Source organism: Enterobacter cloacae complex sp. 2024EL-00214, from assembly GCF_043945575.1.
In the GTDB taxonomy this organism is placed as follows: Bacteria; Pseudomonadota; Gammaproteobacteria; order Enterobacterales; family Enterobacteriaceae; genus Enterobacter; species Enterobacter cloacae_P.
In genome coordinates, this window is sequence record NZ_JBIMRC010000037.1 from 1 (window position 1) to 18,647 (window position 18,647).

The window sequence follows — 18,647 nt, forward strand, 5'->3', positions numbered from 1 at the left end:
GTGGTTCAGTACCTGAGTGGGTATTACAACCGGGTAAGGCCGCATAAAAACAACGGAGGGTTAACACCTGCCGAGATGGAAAGACAAAGAACCTCAGGTCGTGTCCAAATTAAGTAGACCACTTCACCCGTCCCCGAAAAGCCGGAAGGAATAAGCTGAGGGTACCGCGCAGCGGCGATTTTCTTTGCCGGGAGACGGGATTGTTAAGGGGGCGCGATAGCCCCCTTAACACGTTCACCGCAGCGGATTATGCAGGTAGCAGAAATGTCTGAGTGAACGGAACGATACCACTGAAATAACAAAGTGCCTTTGCGTCGCTTAACTGACAAACATTAGGGCATCGCGCCCGGTCGTTTACTTATTTCTGCTCGTCTTTCTTCTTGCCAAGCGTTGGTGTCTCGTCGAAGAAGTTCCACGGTTTGAGCAGGGTATGCACCCATTCCGTCGGCATAATTGGCCACTCTTCGGCACGTGCAACGTGAGTTGTCCCGGTCGTCATCCAGACCACATCATCCTGGTCGTTCAGCGACTCGTTATCCTTGCTGTACTGGCCCAGGCCCGTATCGTGCGTTGAGCGGTTCGGGAATTTCCCTTCCGGGTACATTTCATCTGGATGGTAGCGCGTCACCCACAGCTGTTTATCCATAAAGCTCAGGCGGTGGTAGATCCACTCGTCCGGGGCAAACTTCGCACCGGTCGCCACCGGGTGTGTACCGCCCGCGTAAGGGATGATCTGGTACGAGACCGGGTTACCCATGCGGTTCTCTTTGCTGGTGTTACTCAGCAGCCGGATGGTACCCGGGTCAAATTTCTGCGCAGCCTGTTGCTCGGTATCAATGCTGTACTGATTGATCTGCATGGTGCTGGTACGCGGGCCACCGGCGGTGTTGGGTTTCACTTCCGGATCCATCGCCACCATCTTGTTATTGATACCATCCACGTCCATATCCAGACGGAAGTTATAGATGTGCTGGTGGGTGGTACCCACGATGTTATGATCGATCAGGGTGCCATATTTAGTATCGTCTTTTGCGGTGGCATCATGCATGGTTTTCGCCTGCACGCCTTTCACGGCTTCAATACCCGTCGCGCCCGCATCAATACCGATGGTGCCATTTTCGTGGAATACCCAGTCGAAGATGTAGTCATAGTTGCCGACGGTACTGACCCAACGCACCACCAGTTCACGACGTTCGGTACTGACGTTCGGCTGACCCATCTCCTGGTGCTTATACTCCGGCCCGGCATAACGTTCGAAGATGGCGATTGCGCGAGGGATCTCCATGGGTGCACCGGTGTAATCCGGAATGGTTTCATTGAGCATCACGGCGTTAGACGGTACGTCTTTGCCGCGCACCAGTGGGGAGGTCAGCGTGCCCATGCCGTAGTCGCCGGAATCCAGATACGCCTTAAAGTACCAGCCGACATCCGGGTCGCCGTAAGGGACGATCATCCCACCGAGCGATCCTTCATACATGATCTGGCGCTTTTTGCCATTGTCGTTCCAGGTCACGGTAGAAATAACCGGCCCGACACGGGAGTCCAGGCTCAGGTGGAAATCCCAGTTCTGCCAGTGCACCATATCGCCGGTAATGGTGTAGTTTTTCCCTTCCGGTTCAATGATGTCGAGCGGTTTTTTCGGGGTTTCTATGCGGTCACGGCCATCATATGGGCGTGGAGCCATCGGAACCGGAACAACCGCACCTTCTTCAATTTTCTGGATTTTCTTCTGTTCGAGGTCGACCACTGCCACCAGGTTTTCGATAGGGTGTGCCCAGTAGTTACCGTCGCCAACGTCCAGATAGCTCACCACTTTCAGCAGGCGGTCTTCCTGTTTCAGCCCGTCTTTACCGTCAAAATAGCCGACGGTTAACGGGGTCGTAATGACCTTCTTCGGGTCGGTGACGCCGTGTTTTTTCAGCGCATCGGCATATTCCGGGCTGTCATTGATAATCTGTTGTACGGCGGTGAAGTCATCCAGCAACACCATGCCGTGCGCGTCTTTGACCGGCTCCCAGCGCAGGACTTTTTTCTCTTTCAGGTCAACCCGGCTTTCAATAACATGTTTTCCGTCCAGCATGATGACGTTCGCCTGGCGAGGAGAGTCTACCGGCGTACCGTTCAGCACAAAGTCCCACACTTTGGCTTTCTCTGGCTCAGCAAGGGCAATCTGGGTAAAGCGGGTATTCGGTTTAAAATCGGCAGAGGCTTTGACAATGTCGACAGCCTGCTTAATTTCGTCAGCCGTTAACGCATTTAACGGGTGAGGGCGTTTTTCAACCTGGAAAGTCTGGTCAAGGCCGGACTGGAAGACATCGTTAATGAAGGTGTCAGCGATCCAGGCTTTTTTGTTTTTCATCACCACCGGCACCTGCAGCTTCAGGGTTTTGCCGTTGACGATGGCGGTTTTTGCGCCGGGTTTTACCTTCACAAACGCACCGTCTTTGGTAATGGTGAACATCTGTGCGTAATCATCCCACTGCACATCAGCGCCAAACGTCTGCAGCGTTTTGTCCATCGGGACCATATGCGCCTCACTGCCGTGGGCGAAAACGGGAGACTGCCAGGCGCAAAACAGAGCAACTGTCATGGCCAGTGCCGTTTTACGGGCAGAAAAAGAAGAGTTGCTTCCCATCGTTGACCTCATATTGTTGTGTTTATTGTGTTGTGATGACCTTATCCTGACAGCCGCAGGCGAAAAGCGTTTGCCTGCATCTGCCAGGTTATTTGCCAGTCTTGCCAGGTTAAAAAAAGACCGGGGGTAAATCACACCCCGGTCAATGGACTTGAGAGGAAAACGTCAGAAGTCGCTCTGCTGGCGCGCCACCAGCGTCAGAATGGAGTAGAGCGCGACGGCTTGTTGGTTCTGGTTGAAGATCTCAACGGCCCATTCCACCACGCCAGTCGGTTTTTCATCGGCAGAGCGTTGTTTCTTCAGCGTTTTGCGTTTGCAGGTCAGGCGCACCTGAATGGTATCGCCAGGTTTGACCGGCTCGATAAAGCGCAGGTTTTCCATGCCATAGTTGGCAATGACCGGCCCGACACCCGCATCAACAAACAGCCCCGCCGCGGCTGAAATCAGGAAGTAACCGTGTACCACGCGCTCGCCAAAGATCGACTCCGCTGCGCCGATCTTGTCCATGTGGGCGTAGAAATGATCCCCGCTCAGGCAGGCAAAGTTAACGATATCGGCTTCCGTCAGGGTACGGCGCGGCGTCAGCAGGCTATCGCCCGGCTGCAGTTCCTCGAAGTATTTACGGAATGGATGTACGCGATCTTCCTGCACTTGCGCACCGCGTACCCACTGTTTGCCAATGGCGGCGAGCATCGTCGGGCTGCCCTGAATGGCAGTACGCTGAAGGTAATGCTTCACGGCACGCAGACCGCCCAGCTCTTCACCGCCGCCCGCGCGGCCTGGGCCGCCGTGTACCAGCTGCGGCAGCGGAGAACCGTGCCCGGTGGACTCTTTGGCCGACTCCTCGTTGAGGATTTGAATGCGCCCGTGGGCGCGCGCCGCACCGGAAATAAACTGGCGGGCGATGGTCTGTTCGGCCGTCACCAGCGTGCCCGCCAGGCTGCCGCCGCCCGCGCGTGCCAGGGTGATCGCGTGCTCTGCGTTACGGTATGGCATCAGGGTGGCAACCGGGCCGAAGGCTTCGGTGGCGTGTACGGCAGGGGTTTCGTCCGGCTGCGGGCAGAAGAGCAGGGTTGGCGGGAAGAACGCGCCCGCGGCCTGCAGATCGGCTTTGCCACCCAGACGGATCTGGCAGCCTGCGGCAACCAGCAGATCGACTTTTTCCTGCACGTCGGCGCGCTGTTCACTATTCACCAGTGCGCCCATTTTGACCCCTTCCTGTGCCGGGTCGCCCACCACCACTTTTTCCAGCCGCGCAATCAGCGCCTGGCTGACGGTATCAATTTGCCCCTGCGGCACAATAATGCGGCGAATAGCCGTACATTTTTGCCCGGCCTTCGTGGTCATCTCGCGGACCACTTCGCGAATGAACAGGGCAAATTCCGGTTGATCTGGCGTGACGTCTTCCCCCAGCACGCAGCAGTTCAGGGAGTCTGCCTCCATCGTGAAGGGGATCGCGTTCGCCACGATGTTTGGGTGAACTCGCAGGCTCTGTCCGGTGCTGGCGGAGCCGGTGAACGTCACCACGTCCTGGCTGTCGAGCTGGCTCAGCAGATCGCCTGCACCGCCGCAGATCAGGCTGATGGCTCCCGCCGGTACCAGACCGCTTTCCACGATCGATTTCACCATTGCCTGCGTGACCTGCGCGGTGGCGGTGGCGGGTTTGATGATCGCAGGCATCCCGGCAAGCCAGGTGGGAGCCAGTTTTTCCAGCATGCCCCAGCACGGGAAGTTAAAGGCGTTGATATGCACCGCCACGCCAGATTTTGAGGTTAATACGTGGCGCGCTGCAAAACCGCCTTCTTTCGACAGGGGGATCAGCTCATCTTCTGGCCACAGCGTGTCGTCCGGCAGTTCGCGGCTACCGAGGCTGGCATAGGTGAAGAGGGTGCCGATACCCCCTTCGATATCGACCCAGCTGTCGGCCTTTGTCGCCCCGGTCTGGGCTGACAGGGCATAAAACTGTTCTTTCTGGCTGAGCAAATGTTTTGCCACCGCTTTCAGCATGGCGGCTCGTTCGATAAAGGTCATCGCGTGAAGTGCTTTGCCGCCGTGCTCAATGGCGTAGTGGCGGGCGGCCGCCATATCCAGCCCTTCGCTGGTGACTTCCCACAAGGCTTCGCCGCTGATGGCGTGATGAATATTGCGCTCGCGGCCCTGGCCAGACTGCCAGGTACCGGACAAGAAGCTGGCTAACTGCTGCATCGCTTATCTCCAAATGTTACGTAATTTCACTATAGATAGTTTGATCATGAATCATAAAAAGCAAGCTGAGTTTTAATGAATTGTTAACGTTGTGATCCGGCATGACGAAATGCGGTCCATAAAGCCCCAGTTCACACGCCTTGCTTGAAAAGCCTTGCGAGCAGCATCACAAAACAAGGAAACATTTCTTGGGGTTATATTTAACTTCTGTGTAACTTTTAAGAAACGAAATGATTCACCATTTCACTTATTAAGATAGATTAGCGAATCATAAAGGTGATGATGTGACGCAAGAACAACGCTTTGAGCAGCGCATAGCGCAGGAGACGGCCATCGAGCCGCAGGACTGGATGCCTGACGCCTACCGTAAGACGTTGATCCGCCAGATTGGTCAGCACGCACACTCTGAAATTGTCGGCATGCTGCCGGAAGGGAACTGGATCACCCGCGCCCCCACGCTGCGCCGTAAAGCCATTTTGCTGGCGAAAGTGCAGGACGAGGCCGGCCACGGTTTGTATCTCTACAGCGCGGCGGAAACGCTGGGCTGCGCGCGGGAAGACATCTATCAGAAGATGCTCGACGGCAAAATGAAATACTCCTCCATCTTCAACTACCCAACGCTGAGCTGGGCTGATATCGGCGTAATCGGCTGGCTGGTGGACGGTGCTGCCATCGTCAACCAGGTGGCGCTGTGCCGTACCTCTTACGGCCCGTACGCCCGGGCGATGGTGAAAATCTGTAAAGAAGAGAGCTTCCACCAGCGTCAGGGCTTTGAAGCCTGTATGGCACTGGCGCAGGGCAGTGGATCCCAGCGTCAGATGTTACAGGATGCTATCAACCGTTTCTGGTGGCCGGCACTGATGATGTTCGGGCCTAACGATGACAACTCACCGAACAGCGCCCGCAGCCTGGCCTGGAAAATCAAGCGCTTTGGTAACGATGAGCTGCGCCAGCGCTTTGTGAATAACACCATCCCGCAGGTGGAAATGCTGGGCATGACCGTGCCGGATGCTGACCTGCACCTGGACGAAGAGACGGGCAACTACCGCTTCGGCGAGATCGACTGGCACGAGTTTGACGACGTCATTAACGGGCGCGGTATCTGCAACCACGAACGCCTGGCCGCAAAACGTAAAGCCTGGGAAGAAGGGGCGTGGGTGCGCGAAGCCGCACTGGCGCACGCAGAAAAACAACACGCCCGCAAAGTGGCTTAAGAGGAAGCAACATGAGCAATGTCTACTGGCCGTTATACGAAGTGTTTGTACGCAGCAAACAAGGGTTATCCCACCGTCACGTTGGCAGTCTGCACGCCGCTGACGACCGCATGGCGCTGGAAAACGCGCGTGACGCCTATACCCGCCGCAGCGAAGGCTGTTCCATCTGGGTGGTGAAGGCGAGCGAGATTGTCGCCTCCCAGCCAGAAGAGAGCGGTGCGTTTTTCGACCCGGCGGAGAGCAAGATCTACCGCCATCCGACGTTTTACACCATCCCTGATGGCATCGAGCACATGTGAGGTCAGGGATGAAAACATTATCTGCATACGTCCTGCGTCTGGGCGACAACGGTCTGGTGCTCTCTCAGCGTCTGGGAGCCTGGTGTGGTCACGCGCCGGAACTGGAAATTGACCTCGCACTGGCCAATATCGGTCTCGATCTGCTGGGGCAGGCGCGTAATTTCCTGACCTACGCCGCCGAACTGGAAGGCCTGGGCGATGAAGATACGCTGGCCTTTGGCCGCGATGAGCGCCAGTTCCGCAATGTATTGCTGGTGGAACAGCCTAACGGCAATTTCGCCGACACCCTCGTCCGTCAGTACCTTATGGATGCGTGGAACGTGGCGTTGTATGAGCGCCTGATCCACAGCAGCGACCGCCAGATTGCCGCCATTGCCGCAAAAGCAATTAAGGAAGCGCGTTATCACCTGCGCTTTAGCCGCGGCTGGCTGGTGCGCCTGGGTGACGGCACAGAAGTATCCGCACAAAAAATGCAGCAGGCGGTCAACAATCTGTGGCGCTTTACCGCTGAGCTGTTCGACGCCGATGACGTCGAACTGGAACTGGTTGCGTCCGGTATTGCCATCGACCCGCGCACGCTGCGTCAGGCATGGGAAAGCGAAGTGTTTGCTGGCTTGCAGGAAGCCACCCTGAACGTGCCCGATGAAGTGGCGTATCGCACTGGCGGCAAGCGTGGGCTGCACACCGAACATCTGGGGCCAATGCTGGCAGAGATGCAATATCTCCAGCGTATGTACCCCGGGCAGCAGTGGTAAGAGAGGGGAATGTCATGCAACGTCTCGTGGACATCGCACCTGCACAAATCCCGCAAATCTGGTCGCTGTTAAGCCAGATCCCGGATCCTGAAGTCCCGGTTTTGACCATCACCGATTTAGGTATGGTGCGCAGCGTTTCCGCGCAGGGCGAAGGCTGGGTGATTGGCTTCACGCCAACCTACTCGGGCTGCCCGGCGACGGAACACCTGCTGGGAGCCATCCGCGACACGATGACTGCGCATGGCTTTACCCCGGTACATATCGTGCTCCAGCTTGAACCCGCCTGGACCACCGACTGGATGACAGCCGATGCGCGCGAACGTCTGCGTGAGTATGGCATCAGCCCGCCTGTAGGCCATAGCTGTCACGCCCATGTTCCTGCGGCGGTGAGCTGCCCGCGCTGTGCGAGCACCGATACCTCGCTCATCAGTGAATTTGGTTCAACGGCCTGCAAAGCGCTCTGGCGCTGCAACACCTGCCGTGAACCTTTCGATTATTTCAAATGCATTTGAGGCTGCCATGACAACGTTTCATTCATTAAAAGTGGCAAAAGTGGAACCCGAAACACGTGACGCTGTCACAATTACCTTTTCCGTGCCGCAGGAATTGCAGGATGCTTACCGCTTTCGCCCGGGTCAGCACCTGACCTTAAAGGCCACGCTGGGTGGTGATGAGCTTCGCCGCTGCTACTCCATCTGCCGTAGTACCGCACCGGATGAGATTAGCGTGGCGGTGAAAGCCATCGAAGGCGGGCGTTTTTCCCGTTATGCCCGCGATACGATTGTGCAGGGTATGACGATGGACGTCATGGTGCCGCAGGGCCATTTTGGCTATCAGCCCCGGGCCGAACGGGAGGGGCACTATCTGGCGATAGCGGCTGGATCGGGCATTACGCCGATGCTGGCTATTCTCTCCGCTACGCTGGCCACCGAGCCGAAAAGCCACTTCACCCTGATCTACGGCAACCGCAGCAGCCAGAGCATGATGTTCCGCGGCGCGCTGGCGGATCTGAAAGACAAATACCCGCAGCGCCTGCAGCTGGTCTCCATCTTCAGCCAGGAGCGGCTTGACAGCGATCTGCTTCACGGTCGCATTGATGGCGAAAAACTGCAGGCGCTGGCGAAAACCCTGATCAATTTCCGCCAGTATGACGAAGCCTTTATCTGCGGCCCGTCGGCGATGATGGACGACGCTGAAGCGGCGCTGAAAGCGCTGGGGATGGCAGAAAAATCTATCCACCTTGAGCGCTTCAACACGCCTGGCTCAGCGGTGAAACGCGCTGTAAACGTGCAGGTCGAAGGGCAGAAAGTCACCGTCCGCCAGGACGGGCGCGACCGTGAAATCACCCTGACGGCCGATGACGAAAGCATTCTTGATGCTGCCCTGCGCCAGGGGGCAGATCTGCCCTATGCCTGTAAAGGCGGCGTGTGTGCCACCTGTAAATGTAAAGTGGTGCGCGGCAAAGTGGATATGCTCACCAACTACAGCCTGGAGCCGGACGAGCTGGCTGCCGGGTATGTCCTGAGCTGTCAGGCGTTGCCGTTAACCGCTGACGTGATCGTCGATTTCGACGCGAAGGGGATGGCATGAGCGAACTGATTGTCACCCGTCATGGTCGTGTATTGCAGCTGACGTTGAACCGTCCGGCGGCGCGTAATGCGCTCAACAATGCGCTGTTAACGCAGATTGCTGAAGAACTGGAAGCCGCAGCGGCGAATACCGACATCTCCGCCTGTGTGATCTACGGCAACGAGCGCTGTTTCGCTGCCGGAGCCGATCTCAATGAAATGGCGGAGAAAGATCTGCCCGCCACGCTGAACGATATCCGTCCTCAGCTGTGGGCGCGGATCAACACCTTTAACAAACCTCTGATCGCCGCGGTTAACGGCTTCGCGCTGGGAGCCGGGTGTGAACTCGCGTTGCTCTGCGACGTGGTTATCGCCGGTGACAACGCCCGTTTTGGTCTGCCGGAAATCACCCTCGGCATTATGCCGGGTGCGGGCGGCACGCAGCGTCTTATTCGCTGTGTGGGCAAATCGCTTGCCAGCAAAATGGTGCTGACCGGGGAAAGCATTACGGCACAACAGGCGCAGAGCGCCGGTCTGGTCAGCGATGTGTTTCCGGCGTCGCTGACGCTGGAGTACGCCCTGAAGCAGGCCGCGCTGATGGCGCGCCACTCTCCGCTGGCGCTGCAGGCGGTGAAACAGGCGCTGCGCCAGTCTCAGGAAGTGCCGTTGCAGGCCGGGCTGGCCCAGGAGCGGCAGCTGTTTACGTTGCTTTCGGCGACTGACGATCGTCGTGAAGGCATCGACGCCTTCTTACAAAAACGCACCCCCGACTTTAAAGGACGCTAATTGTGGAATTTATTCTGAGTCATGTAGAGCAAGGCGTAATGACCCTTACGCTGAACCGCCCGGAGCGTCTGAACAGCTTTAACGACGTGATGCACCAGCAACTTGCGGAGTGCCTGAAGCAGGCCGAGCGGGATGACACCATCCGCTGTCTGTTGATCACCGGGGCGGGACGCGGTTTCTGTGCGGGTCAGGATCTTAACGACCGCAACGTCGACCCGAACGGCCCGGCTCCCGATCTGGGGATGTCCGTTGAAACCTTTTACAACCCGCTGGTGCGCCGTCTGGCAAAACTGCCGAAACCGGTAATTTGTGCGGTCAACGGCGTGGCGGCCGGGGCGGGGGCTACGCTGGCACTCGGCTGCGACATGGTGATTGCTGCCCGCTCCGCTAACTTTGTGATGGCTTTTAGCAAGCTCGGGCTAGTGCCGGACTGCGGTGGTACCTGGCTGCTGCCGCGCGTCGCCGGACGCGCCCGGGCAATGGGGCTGGCGTTGCTCGGTGACAAACTCAGTGCCGAACAGGCGCAGGCGTGGGGGATGATCTGGCAGGTGGTGGACGACGAACAGCTCTCCGTTACGGCACAGCAGATGGCGCTGCACTTTGCGTCGCAGCCAACCTTTGGCCTGGGGCTGATCAAGCAGGCGATCAACGCCGCAGAGACCAATACTCTGGACGCACAGCTTGATCTGGAGCGTGACTATCAACGTCTGGCCGGGCGCAGTGACGACTATCGGGAAGGTGTCAGCGCCTTTCTGGCGAAGCGCGCGCCGAACTTTACGGGGAAATAACATGGCGATACCTATCCGCACTGTCGCCGTGATTGGAAGCGGCACGATGGGAGCCGGGATTGCCGAAGTGGCGGCAAGTCATGGTCATCAGGTGCTGGTTTATGACCTCGCTTCCGAGGCCGTTTCCCGCGCGATTGACGGTATTCGTCAGCGTCTGGCTTCCCGCGTGATGCGCGGAAAGTTGTCTGCGGACTCTGGCTCGCAGATCCTCGCAAGGCTGGTTCCGGTGACGGATATCTCTGCCCTTGCCGCAGCGGATCTGGTCATTGAGGCGGCCTCTGAACGGCTGGAGGTGAAAAAAGCGCTGTTTACACAGCTGGCGGAAATCTGCCCGCCGCAGACGCTGCTGACCAGTAATACCTCTTCAATTTCCGTCACCGCCATCGCCGCAGACATTCGCCACCCGGAGCGCGTCGCGGGGCTGCATTTCTTCAACCCGGCACCGGTGATGAAACTGGTGGAAGTGGTCAGCGGGCTGGCGACATCGCCTGAAGTGGCTGATGCGTTGTGCGAGCTGGCGCTGAACTGGGGAAAACAGCCGGTGCGTTGCCAGTCAACGCCAGGTTTTATCGTTAACCGCGTGGCACGCCCGTTCTATTCCGAAGCCTGGCGTGCGCTGGAAGAACAGGTGGCCGCACCGGAGGTGATTGACGCCGCGCTGCGCGAAGGCGGTGGTTTCCCGATGGGGCCACTGGAGCTGACCGACATGATTGGTCAGGACGTCAACTTTGCCGTGACCTGTTCGGTGTTTAACGCCTTCTGGCAGGAGCGTCGTTTCCTGCCATCGCTGGTGCAGCAGGAGCTGGTACTGGCGGGACGATTGGGTAAAAAAAGCGGGCGGGGCGTTTACGACTGGCACGGCGATAAACCGGACGTGCAGTGGCTTGAGGCGGTCAACGACAGTTTTAGCCCGATGAGCGTCCAGAGAAAAAGTGACGGTGTCACGGAAATTGACGACGTACTGTTGATTGAAACACAGGGCGAAACTGCGCAGGCACTGGCGCTTCGGCTGAACAGCCCGGTGGTGGTGGTTGACCGTATTGAGCGCGATGTGGCCGTTATCGCGGCGGCGTCCAGCAATCCGCACACCGCCACGCAAAAGGCCATCTTCTGGCTGCAACAGCAGGGACACCGGGTGGTGCAAATTGCCGATTATCCCGGCCTGCTGGTCTGGCGGACGGTGGCGATGATTGCCAACGAAGCGCTGGATGCGCTGCAAAAAGGGGTCGCCAGCGAGAAGGATATTGATACTGCGATGCGTCTGGGCGTGAATTACCCGAGCGGCCCGATTGCATGGGGAGAACGCCTGGGCTGGCAACGCCTGCTCACGCTGTTGGAAAACCTGCAACGTCATTACGGTGAAGAACGCTATCGCCCCTGTTCACTGCTGCGCCAGCGGGCGCTTCTGGAGAGTAGCTATGAGTCATAACGCCTGGCATAACGCCCGCACCATGTATGAACAGGATGCCTGCGCGCAGGCGTTGGGGATCGACATTATCGAGATGGATGACGGGTATGCGGTGGTGACCATGACCATCACCCCGCAGATGCTCAACGGCCATAAAACCTGCCACGGTGGACAGCTGTTCTCACTGGCAGACACCGCCTTTGCCTACGCCTGTAACAGTCAGGGACTGGCGGCGGTGGCATCGGGTTGCTCCATTGATTTTCTGCGCCCGGGTTTTGCCGGGGACACGCTGACCGCCACTGCGCGGGTGAAGCATCAGGGCAAGCTGACCGGCGTGTACGACATTGAAATCCAGAACCAACAACAGAAAACGGTCGCTCTCTTTCGCGGGAAATCTCACCGCATTGGCGGCAGTGTGACAGGAGAAGTCTGATGCGTGATGCATTTATTTGTGATGGTGTTCGTACCCCGGTTGGTCGCTATGGCGGCGGATTAGCGGGTGTACGTGCGGACGATCTGGGGGCAGTGCCGCTGCGTGCGCTGCTGGCACGCTACCCGCAGCTCGACCTGGAACGTATTGATGATGTGATTTTCGGCTGTGCCAACCAGGCGGGGGAAGATAACCGCAACGTGGCGCGCATGTCGGCGTTGCTGGCAGGTTTGCCGCAGACGGTTTCCGGTACCACCATCAACCGTCTGTGCGGTTCGGGGCTGGACGCGATTGGTTTTGCCGCTCGCGCTATCAAAGCAGGTGACGGCGATCTGATGATTGCGGGGGGCGTGGAGTCGATGTCCCGCGCGCCGTTTGTGATGGGTAAAGCCACGGCGGCGTTTCAGCGTCAGGCGGAGATCTTTGATACCACCATCGGCTGGCGATTTGTGAATCCGCTCATGCATCAGCAATTCGGAACTGACAGCATGCCGGAAACGGCAGAGAATGTAGCTGAATTGTTAAATATCAGCCGTGCCGATCAGGACGCGTTTGCCCTGCGCAGCCAGCAGCGTACCGCACAGGCGCAGCAGAATGGTGTTCTGGCGCAGGAAATTGTGCCGGTACGGGTGCCAGGTAAAAAGGGAACGGTGACAGAAATCAGCGTGGATGAGCACCCGCGCGCCGATACCACGCCTGAACAGCTCGCCGCGCTGAAAACCCCGTTTCGTAAAAACGGCGTGGTAACCGCGGGGAATGCCTCCGGCGTGAACGATGGTGCCGCCGCGCTGATTATCGCCAGCGAGCAAATGGCACTTGCGCAAGGTCTGGTTCCACGCACCCGGATCGTGGCGATGGCCACCGCCGGTGTTGAACCGCGTCTGATGGGGTTAGGCCCGGTGCCAGCCACCCGTAAAGTGCTGGAGCGCGCCGGTCTGAATATTAACGATATGGATGTCATTGAGCTTAACGAAGCCTTTGCTTCACAGGCGCTGGGCGTGTTGCGTCAACTGGGATTACCGGACGATGCCGCACACGTCAACCCGAACGGCGGCGCTATCGCATTAGGCCACCCGCTGGGAATGAGCGGTGCCAGGCTGGCACTGGCTGCCAGCAATGAGTTGCACCGACGCAACGGGCGCTATGCGCTTTGTACGATGTGCATCGGTGTGGGTCAGGGCATCGCCATGATCCTTGAGCGTGTTTGAGCGAATTACAATGTGAGTACCCTACAATGACAACGACAAATACAACAAAGCTTGATCCGATCGAAACTGCATCCATTGACGAATTGCAGGCTCTGCAAACCGAGCGCCTGAAGTGGACGCTGCATCATGCCTACAACAACGTTCCGATGTACAAACGTAAGTTTGACGCTGCGGGCGTTCACCCTGACGATTTCAAAGTGCTGGACGACATTCGCAAATTCCCGTGCACCACCAAGCAGGATTTGCGCGATAACTACCCGTTCGACACCTTTGCCGTACCGATGGAGCAGGTGGTGCGTATCCACGCCTCGTCCGGTACTACCGGTAAACCGACTGTCGTGGGTTATACCCAAAACGACATCGACAACTGGGCTAATATTGTTGCCCGCTCCCTGCGTGCCGCAGGCGGCAGCGCAAAAGATAAAATCCACGTGGCCTACGGCTACGGCCTCTTTACCGGCGGACTGGGGGCACACTATGGTGCTGAGCGTTTAGGGGCGACGGTGATCCCGATGTCCGGCGGTCAGACCGAGAAGCAGGCACAGCTGATCCGTGATTTCCAGCCGGACATGATCATGGTTACACCGTCCTACTGCCTGAACCTGATTGAAGAGCTGGAACGCCAGATGGGGGGCGATGCCAGCACCTGTTCCCTGCGGGTGGGCGTGTTCGGCGCTGAGCCGTGGACACAGGCCATGCGCCGTGAAATTGAAAAACGACTGGGGATCACCGCCTTGGATATCTACGGGTTGTCAGAAGTGATGGGCCCGGGTGTGGCGATGGAGTGTATCGAAACCGCCGACGGCCCGACCATCTGGGAAGATCATTTCTACCCGGAGATCGTCAATCCGAACGACGGCACGGTGCTGGCCGACGGTGAGCAGGGCGAACTGCTGTTCACCACGCTGACCAAAGAAGCGTTGCCGGTGATCCGCTACCGCACGCGTGACCTGACGCGTCTGCTGCCGGGCACCGCACGCACTATGCGCCGTATGGATCGCATCAGCGGGCGCAGCGACGATATGCTGATCATCCGTGGTGTCAACGTATTCCCGTCGCAGCTTGAAGAAGAGATCGTCAAGTTTGAACACCTCTCTCCGCACTATCAGCTGGAGGTGAACCGCCGCGGACATCTTGATTCGCTTTCGGTGAAGGTGGAGCTGAAAGAGAGCAGCTTAACGCTCACTCACGAGCAGCGCTGCCAGGTTTGTCATCAGTTGCGCCACCGCATTAAATCAATGGTTGGGATCTCCACCGACGTGATGATCGTTAACTGTGGCAGCATTCCGCGCTCTGAAGGGAAGGCCTGCCGGGTGTTCGACCTGCGTAAGGTGGCAGCGAACAGCTAAGGCCAGACGTGTCACCCTGGCTCTCTCCCTTTGGGGAGAGGGCTGGGTGAGGGAACCAAACCGCACAACATTTTATGCTATGATTCATCCAGGAAAAAAATCACAACAGAATGAATCACATGAATAAACTCGACGCCTTCATCCAGCACGCAGTCAGCTCCGTTCCCATCAGCGGGACATCGCTTATCTCTTCCCTGTACGGTGATGCACTTTCCCATCGAGGCGGTGAAATCTGGCTCGGCAGCCTGGCCGCTTTACTTGAAGGCATGGGGTTTGGTGAACGTTTTGTGCGTACCGCGCTGTTCCGCCTTAACAAAGAGGGCTGGCTGGATGTTTCCCGCATTGGGCGTCGCAGCTTTTACCGTCTGAGTGATAAAGGACTGCGTTTGACCCGTCGCGCGGAGAATAAAATCTACCGTGCGGAACTGCCCGCATGGGACGGCAAATGGCTGCTGCTGCTCTCTGAAGGTCTGGACAAAACGACCCTCGCCGATGTGAAAAAACAGCTTATATGGCAGGGGTTTGGCACGCTTGCGCCGAGCCTGATGGCCTCGCCATCTCAGCATCTGGCGGATGTGCAGTCCCTGTTGCATGACGCGGGCGTGGCGGAAAACGTCATCTTCTTCGAGGCTCACTCACCGCTGGCACTGTCCCGCGCTGCGCTACGCTCCCGGGTAGAAGAGTGCTGGCAACTGACAGAACAAAACGTCATGTACGAGACGTTTATCGACTCATTCCGGCCGTTGTTGCCGCTGCTGAAAGAGGCTGCGCCGGAAGAGTTGACGCCAGAACGTTGCTTCCAGATCCAGCTGTTACTGATCCATTTTTATCGTCGTGTGGTGCTGAAAGACCCGCTGTTGCCGGAAGAGTTACTACCAGCGCACTGGGCAGGGCAAAGTGCCCGACAGCTCTGCATCAATATTTATCAGCGTGTGGCACCGGGAGCGCTGGCGTTTGTCAGTGAGAAAGGCGAAACCTCCGTCGGTGAACTGCCCGTGCCTGGCACGCTCTACTATCAACGCTTTGGTGGTCTTACAAGCGCATAAGGAGTGAGGATGCCTGTTTATCAAATTGACGGTCTGACGCCGGTCGTGCCTGACGAGAGCTATGTTCACCCGACGGCGGTACTTATTGGTGATGTGATCCTGGGTAAAGGTGTTTACGTTGGCCCAAATGCCAGCCTGCGCGGCGATTTTGGCCGTATTGTGGTGAAAGACGGTGCCAACATTCAGGATAACTGCGTGATGCATGGTTTCCCGGAGCAGGACACCGTGGTCGAGGAAGACGGGCATATTGGCCACAGCGCCATTCTGCACGGCTGCATTATCCGGCGTAACGCACTGGTCGGGATGAATGCGGTGGTGATGGACGGCGCGGTGATCGGCGAAAACAGCATTGTCGGTGCGGCGGCGTTTGTGAAGGCGAAAGCGGAAATGCCTGCCAACCATTTGATTATTGGCAGCCCGGCCAAAGCGATTCGTGAGCTGAGTGAACAGGAAATAGCGTGGAAGATGCAGGGCACGCGGGAATACCAGGTGCTGGTGGAACGCTGCAAGCTGACAATGCATCAGGTTGAACCGCTGCGCGAGGCAGAACCCGGGCGGCAACGGCTAATATTTGATGAGAATTTGAGGCCGAAGTCGGCGGGGTGAGTGGGCTTGAGGTTATCGTGTTAACGTCTGTCTGCGACCTGAGACAGACGTGGCTAACGGGCTGATTAAGCGAACAGGTACGAGTATTTTTGTCGCCGGGTTCAATAATGGTAGCTGGTCAGGGGCGCGAATTGAAATATGATAGGGGGCTAAACGTTAGCTGACAAAACGAGAGGGATTTCGTCATATGGAAAAGAAAATCTTCATACTGATTGCTCTGGCCGGTTTAGCTGCGGGTTGTGCGCCGTTACATCCTTCCGGGTGCCATAAAACCACGGCAACGGGCAGTTGCGGTTCTGGCCGCTGGGACGATCAGGATGAGTGGGGCGCTCAGGCCCGGGCAATCAAAGCGGCTATTAATGCCAAACTTGTTGCACCACAAAGCTGGAAAGGGAAAAAATGCAGATTGCATATCGAGTTTGCTCAGGATGGCACTGCTTCAAATATTTCGACCAGTGATGGTAATAAAGCATATTGTGAAGCGTTAAAATCCGCTGCTCAGAAAGCCACATTCCCCGCCTTTACCCATCCGGAGGTATATGGAGATTTCCAAAAATCGCGCTTTGATATGCTCGGCTAGTTCATCACCTCCACGTGGCTAAGCGACAGGCAGCGGGTTCTTCCCGCCATTTATATTGCGTATAATGCGGTGTCGATACAATTCTGATAATTGCTGTGACTAATAATATGAATCTCAATCGCTTTTGTTATCTGCTACTGATCTTCGCGGCATTCGGGAGCCTTTTTACGTCGTATCCCTTTGTCACGTGGCTTCTGCTTGTCAACGTACTGACACTGACGATTTACGGCATAGACAAAATGGCGGCGCGTAAGGCCTGGCGCAGGGTGCCAGAATCTACTTTGCTGGTGTTTGGATTGATGGGGGGGTGGCCGGGGGCGATTGTGGGTCAACAGCTCTTTCGCCATAAAACACAAAAGCAACCATTTAAAACATATTTCATCATCAGCGTGGTATTGAGTCTCTCAGTGATGGTGGCGGTTTATCAGTACTCTCCATTTTTCCCTTCCTGAACAGGTAATACCCCTAAAGAAAGTGCATGGTTAGCCGATATTGGTGAAGCTTTACTCTGTTCTGGGGTAAAGCCACATCACTAAGATCGAACATATCAATAAGGATGAATAATGAACGACACCTCTTTTAAATGGACGTGTATTACATGTGACAAGGAGATCCCGCAGCATCTTGAATATTGTGCTGAGTGTGAGGAAAAACGATATCGTAAAATAGGCGGTTTGTTATATCTGCCACTGATCAATATACTGTTTATCGCTTACTCTTACTTCAACTCTCTGGCAGTAACTTTAAGTGCTGGCATGGGAACGTTAGGTCGTCTTCCGATCTCCCAGACTATCTATCTCTTTATTGCTGCTGGGGTTAACTTAATTTTCCTGCTCTTTGTCATTTATATTGTTTCTCTGTTTTTACGTAAAAAGAAAGAGTTACCCCTGGCTTATTGTGCATTGCTTGTTTCGAGTATCACTCTTATGCTAATTGATCGGGTAGCCACTTCTTACATATTCCCGCAACTCACCCTGGACTTTGCTCAGGTGATGCCTGTTATTACATATGTGATTTACGCTTGTATATGGATTCCGTACTTCCGCACCTCCGTACGGGTTAAAAAGACGTTCATTTGGTAGGTGAACCAGGCAGTCAGTAAACGATATTAAAGGATTTTTGGTGGATTTGATTCCCGGTATTGAACAAGCTGAATCTGTTGAAGTCTCAGATTGTCAGGGCTGCAACTGCAGCCCTGCGCCTGGAGCGGACATTACAAAAGTGAAAGAAGGAATATCTCATTCGAGATAACCAGGGCAGCAATTATTCGGTAGCATTCCGCTTATCTGTGATTTCTGTCAAGGTTTGTTGATTTTTTTTATTGACAGCCTGTCTCTTAAAAATTAGCGGAAGAAAATGAGTGCCACCATCAATCCCGCAACTAAAACAGCACAGTAGAAAAAGATGTTCCCTGTGTATTCAGAAAGTGCGTTTAGGTGCTCTTGACCTTGTTTATTTAGTATTTGAATGGCGTCTTTTTCATTATCTGCTTCTATTGTATAAGGATATCTAGTAAATCCTTTATGTTTCAGTTCATTAGAAATATGTCTCGTCAATAGATTCTTAGCGATTACTTTGGACTCATCACCTTTAATGAAGATTACATAGTTATTCACATCTATTTCCTCTACATGAAAAAATACCTAAGGAAGGTGCGAATAAGCAGGTCATTTCTTCCCAAGCTGACTCGCTGATTAAAATTTCGCGGATCTGGGCCGATTTTTTTCCCGCAAACACATCGAATCAGCCTATTTAGGCTATTTTTTCCAC

19 protein-coding genes are annotated in these 18,647 nt (G+C 56.0%); 16 read left to right on the plus strand and 3 right to left on the minus strand.

From position 1 onward, the window contains the following. Positions 1–358 precede the first annotated feature (358 nt). Positions 359–2,635, minus strand: coding sequence for a primary-amine oxidase (gene tynA, locus ACHHZ6_RS24070; RefSeq protein ID WP_196391253.1), 2,277 nt, complete (start codon positions 2,633–2,635; stop codon positions 359–361). Positions 2,636–2,800: 165 nt separating this feature from the next. After that, complete coding sequence (gene paaZ, locus ACHHZ6_RS24075; RefSeq protein ID WP_395123168.1) at positions 2,801–4,840, minus strand: phenylacetic acid degradation bifunctional protein PaaZ; 2,040 nt, start codon at positions 4,838–4,840, stop codon at positions 2,801–2,803. A gap of 284 nt (positions 4,841–5,124) precedes the next feature. Here paaZ and paaA point away from each other — a divergent pair, with 284 nt between their 5' ends. The 16 genes from paaA to ACHHZ6_RS24155 all read left to right on the plus strand — a co-directional run bounded on the left by paaA (position 5,125) and on the right by ACHHZ6_RS24155 (position 17,959). Continuing rightward, positions 5,125–6,054, plus strand: a complete 930-nt coding sequence (gene paaA, locus ACHHZ6_RS24080; RefSeq protein WP_395123169.1) for a 1,2-phenylacetyl-CoA epoxidase subunit PaaA — start codon at positions 5,125–5,127, stop codon at positions 6,052–6,054. An 11-nt stretch (positions 6,055–6,065) separates the two neighbouring features. After that, positions 6,066–6,353: a 1,2-phenylacetyl-CoA epoxidase subunit PaaB gene (paaB, locus tag ACHHZ6_RS24085; RefSeq protein WP_182271332.1), complete on the plus strand. Its 288-nt coding sequence runs from the start codon at positions 6,066–6,068 to the stop codon at positions 6,351–6,353. An 8-nt stretch (positions 6,354–6,361) separates the two neighbouring features. Further along, entirely contained in the window at positions 6,362–7,108 is a 747-nt protein-coding gene (gene paaC, locus ACHHZ6_RS24090; RefSeq protein WP_395123170.1) for a 1,2-phenylacetyl-CoA epoxidase subunit PaaC, read from the plus strand. 14 nt (positions 7,109–7,122) lie between these two features. Next, positions 7,123–7,620, plus strand: a complete 498-nt coding sequence (paaD, locus tag ACHHZ6_RS24095; protein ID WP_182271334.1) for a 1,2-phenylacetyl-CoA epoxidase subunit PaaD — start codon at positions 7,123–7,125, stop codon at positions 7,618–7,620. A 7-nt stretch (positions 7,621–7,627) separates the two neighbouring features. Continuing rightward, on the plus strand, positions 7,628–8,698 hold the full coding sequence (gene paaE / locus ACHHZ6_RS24100; protein WP_196391256.1) for a 1,2-phenylacetyl-CoA epoxidase subunit PaaE: 1,071 nt from the start codon (positions 7,628–7,630) through the stop codon (positions 8,696–8,698). Continuing rightward, on the plus strand, positions 8,695–9,462 hold the full coding sequence (paaF, locus tag ACHHZ6_RS24105) for a 2,3-dehydroadipyl-CoA hydratase PaaF (protein WP_395123171.1): 768 nt from the start codon (positions 8,695–8,697) through the stop codon (positions 9,460–9,462). Before paaE ends, paaF begins: the two co-directional genes overlap by 4 nt. Next, positions 9,462–10,250 (plus strand): 2-(1,2-epoxy-1,2-dihydrophenyl)acetyl-CoA isomerase PaaG, encoded by a 789-nt coding sequence (gene paaG, locus ACHHZ6_RS24110; protein WP_182274508.1) that lies wholly within the window; start codon positions 9,462–9,464, stop codon positions 10,248–10,250. Before paaF ends, paaG begins: the two co-directional genes overlap by 1 nt. A 1-nt stretch (position 10,251) precedes the next feature. Beyond that, the gene (gene paaH, locus ACHHZ6_RS24115; protein WP_182271337.1) at positions 10,252–11,679 is read left to right on the plus strand and encodes a 3-hydroxyacyl-CoA dehydrogenase PaaH; all 1,428 of its coding nucleotides are present in this window, start codon (positions 10,252–10,254) and stop codon (positions 11,677–11,679) included. Next, positions 11,669–12,091: a hydroxyphenylacetyl-CoA thioesterase PaaI gene (gene paaI / locus ACHHZ6_RS24120; RefSeq protein WP_395123172.1), complete on the plus strand. Its 423-nt coding sequence runs from the start codon at positions 11,669–11,671 to the stop codon at positions 12,089–12,091. The genes paaH and paaI overlap by 11 nt, the downstream gene beginning before the upstream one ends. Further along, positions 12,091–13,296, plus strand: coding sequence for a 3-oxoadipyl-CoA thiolase (pcaF, locus tag ACHHZ6_RS24125; protein WP_182271339.1), 1,206 nt, complete (start codon positions 12,091–12,093; stop codon positions 13,294–13,296). Before paaI ends, pcaF begins: the two co-directional genes overlap by 1 nt. Positions 13,297–13,322: 26 nt before the next feature. Continuing rightward, complete coding sequence (paaK, locus tag ACHHZ6_RS24130) at positions 13,323–14,645, plus strand: phenylacetate--CoA ligase PaaK (protein ID WP_182271340.1); 1,323 nt, start codon at positions 13,323–13,325, stop codon at positions 14,643–14,645. A gap of 110 nt (positions 14,646–14,755) precedes the next feature. Further along, positions 14,756–15,691, plus strand: a complete 936-nt coding sequence (gene paaX / locus ACHHZ6_RS24135) for a phenylacetic acid degradation operon negative regulatory protein PaaX (protein WP_182271341.1) — start codon at positions 14,756–14,758, stop codon at positions 15,689–15,691. A gap of 9 nt (positions 15,692–15,700) precedes the next feature. After that, entirely contained in the window at positions 15,701–16,297 is a 597-nt protein-coding gene (gene paaY / locus ACHHZ6_RS24140; protein WP_196391259.1) for a phenylacetic acid degradation protein PaaY, read from the plus strand. 187 nt (positions 16,298–16,484) lie between these two features. Beyond that, on the plus strand, positions 16,485–16,877 hold the full coding sequence (locus tag ACHHZ6_RS24145) for a cell envelope integrity TolA C-terminal domain-containing protein (RefSeq protein WP_182918468.1): 393 nt from the start codon (positions 16,485–16,487) through the stop codon (positions 16,875–16,877). Between the two features lie 107 nt (positions 16,878–16,984). After that, positions 16,985–17,329 carry a DUF1294 domain-containing protein gene (locus ACHHZ6_RS24150; RefSeq protein WP_182271344.1) on the plus strand — a complete coding sequence of 115 codons (345 nt, stop codon included), beginning with the start codon at positions 16,985–16,987 and terminating at the stop codon, positions 17,327–17,329. A gap of 111 nt (positions 17,330–17,440) precedes the next feature. Then, positions 17,441–17,959 (plus strand): DUF2569 domain-containing protein, encoded by a 519-nt coding sequence (locus ACHHZ6_RS24155; protein ID WP_182271345.1) that lies wholly within the window; start codon positions 17,441–17,443, stop codon positions 17,957–17,959. A gap of 261 nt (positions 17,960–18,220) precedes the next feature. Here ACHHZ6_RS24155 and ACHHZ6_RS24160 read toward each other — a convergent pair whose 3' ends face one another. After that, a complete protein-coding gene (locus ACHHZ6_RS24160; RefSeq protein ID WP_182271346.1) occupies positions 18,221–18,493 on the minus strand; it encodes a hypothetical protein in 273 nt (90 codons plus the stop codon). Between the last annotated feature and the right edge of the window lie 154 nt (positions 18,494–18,647).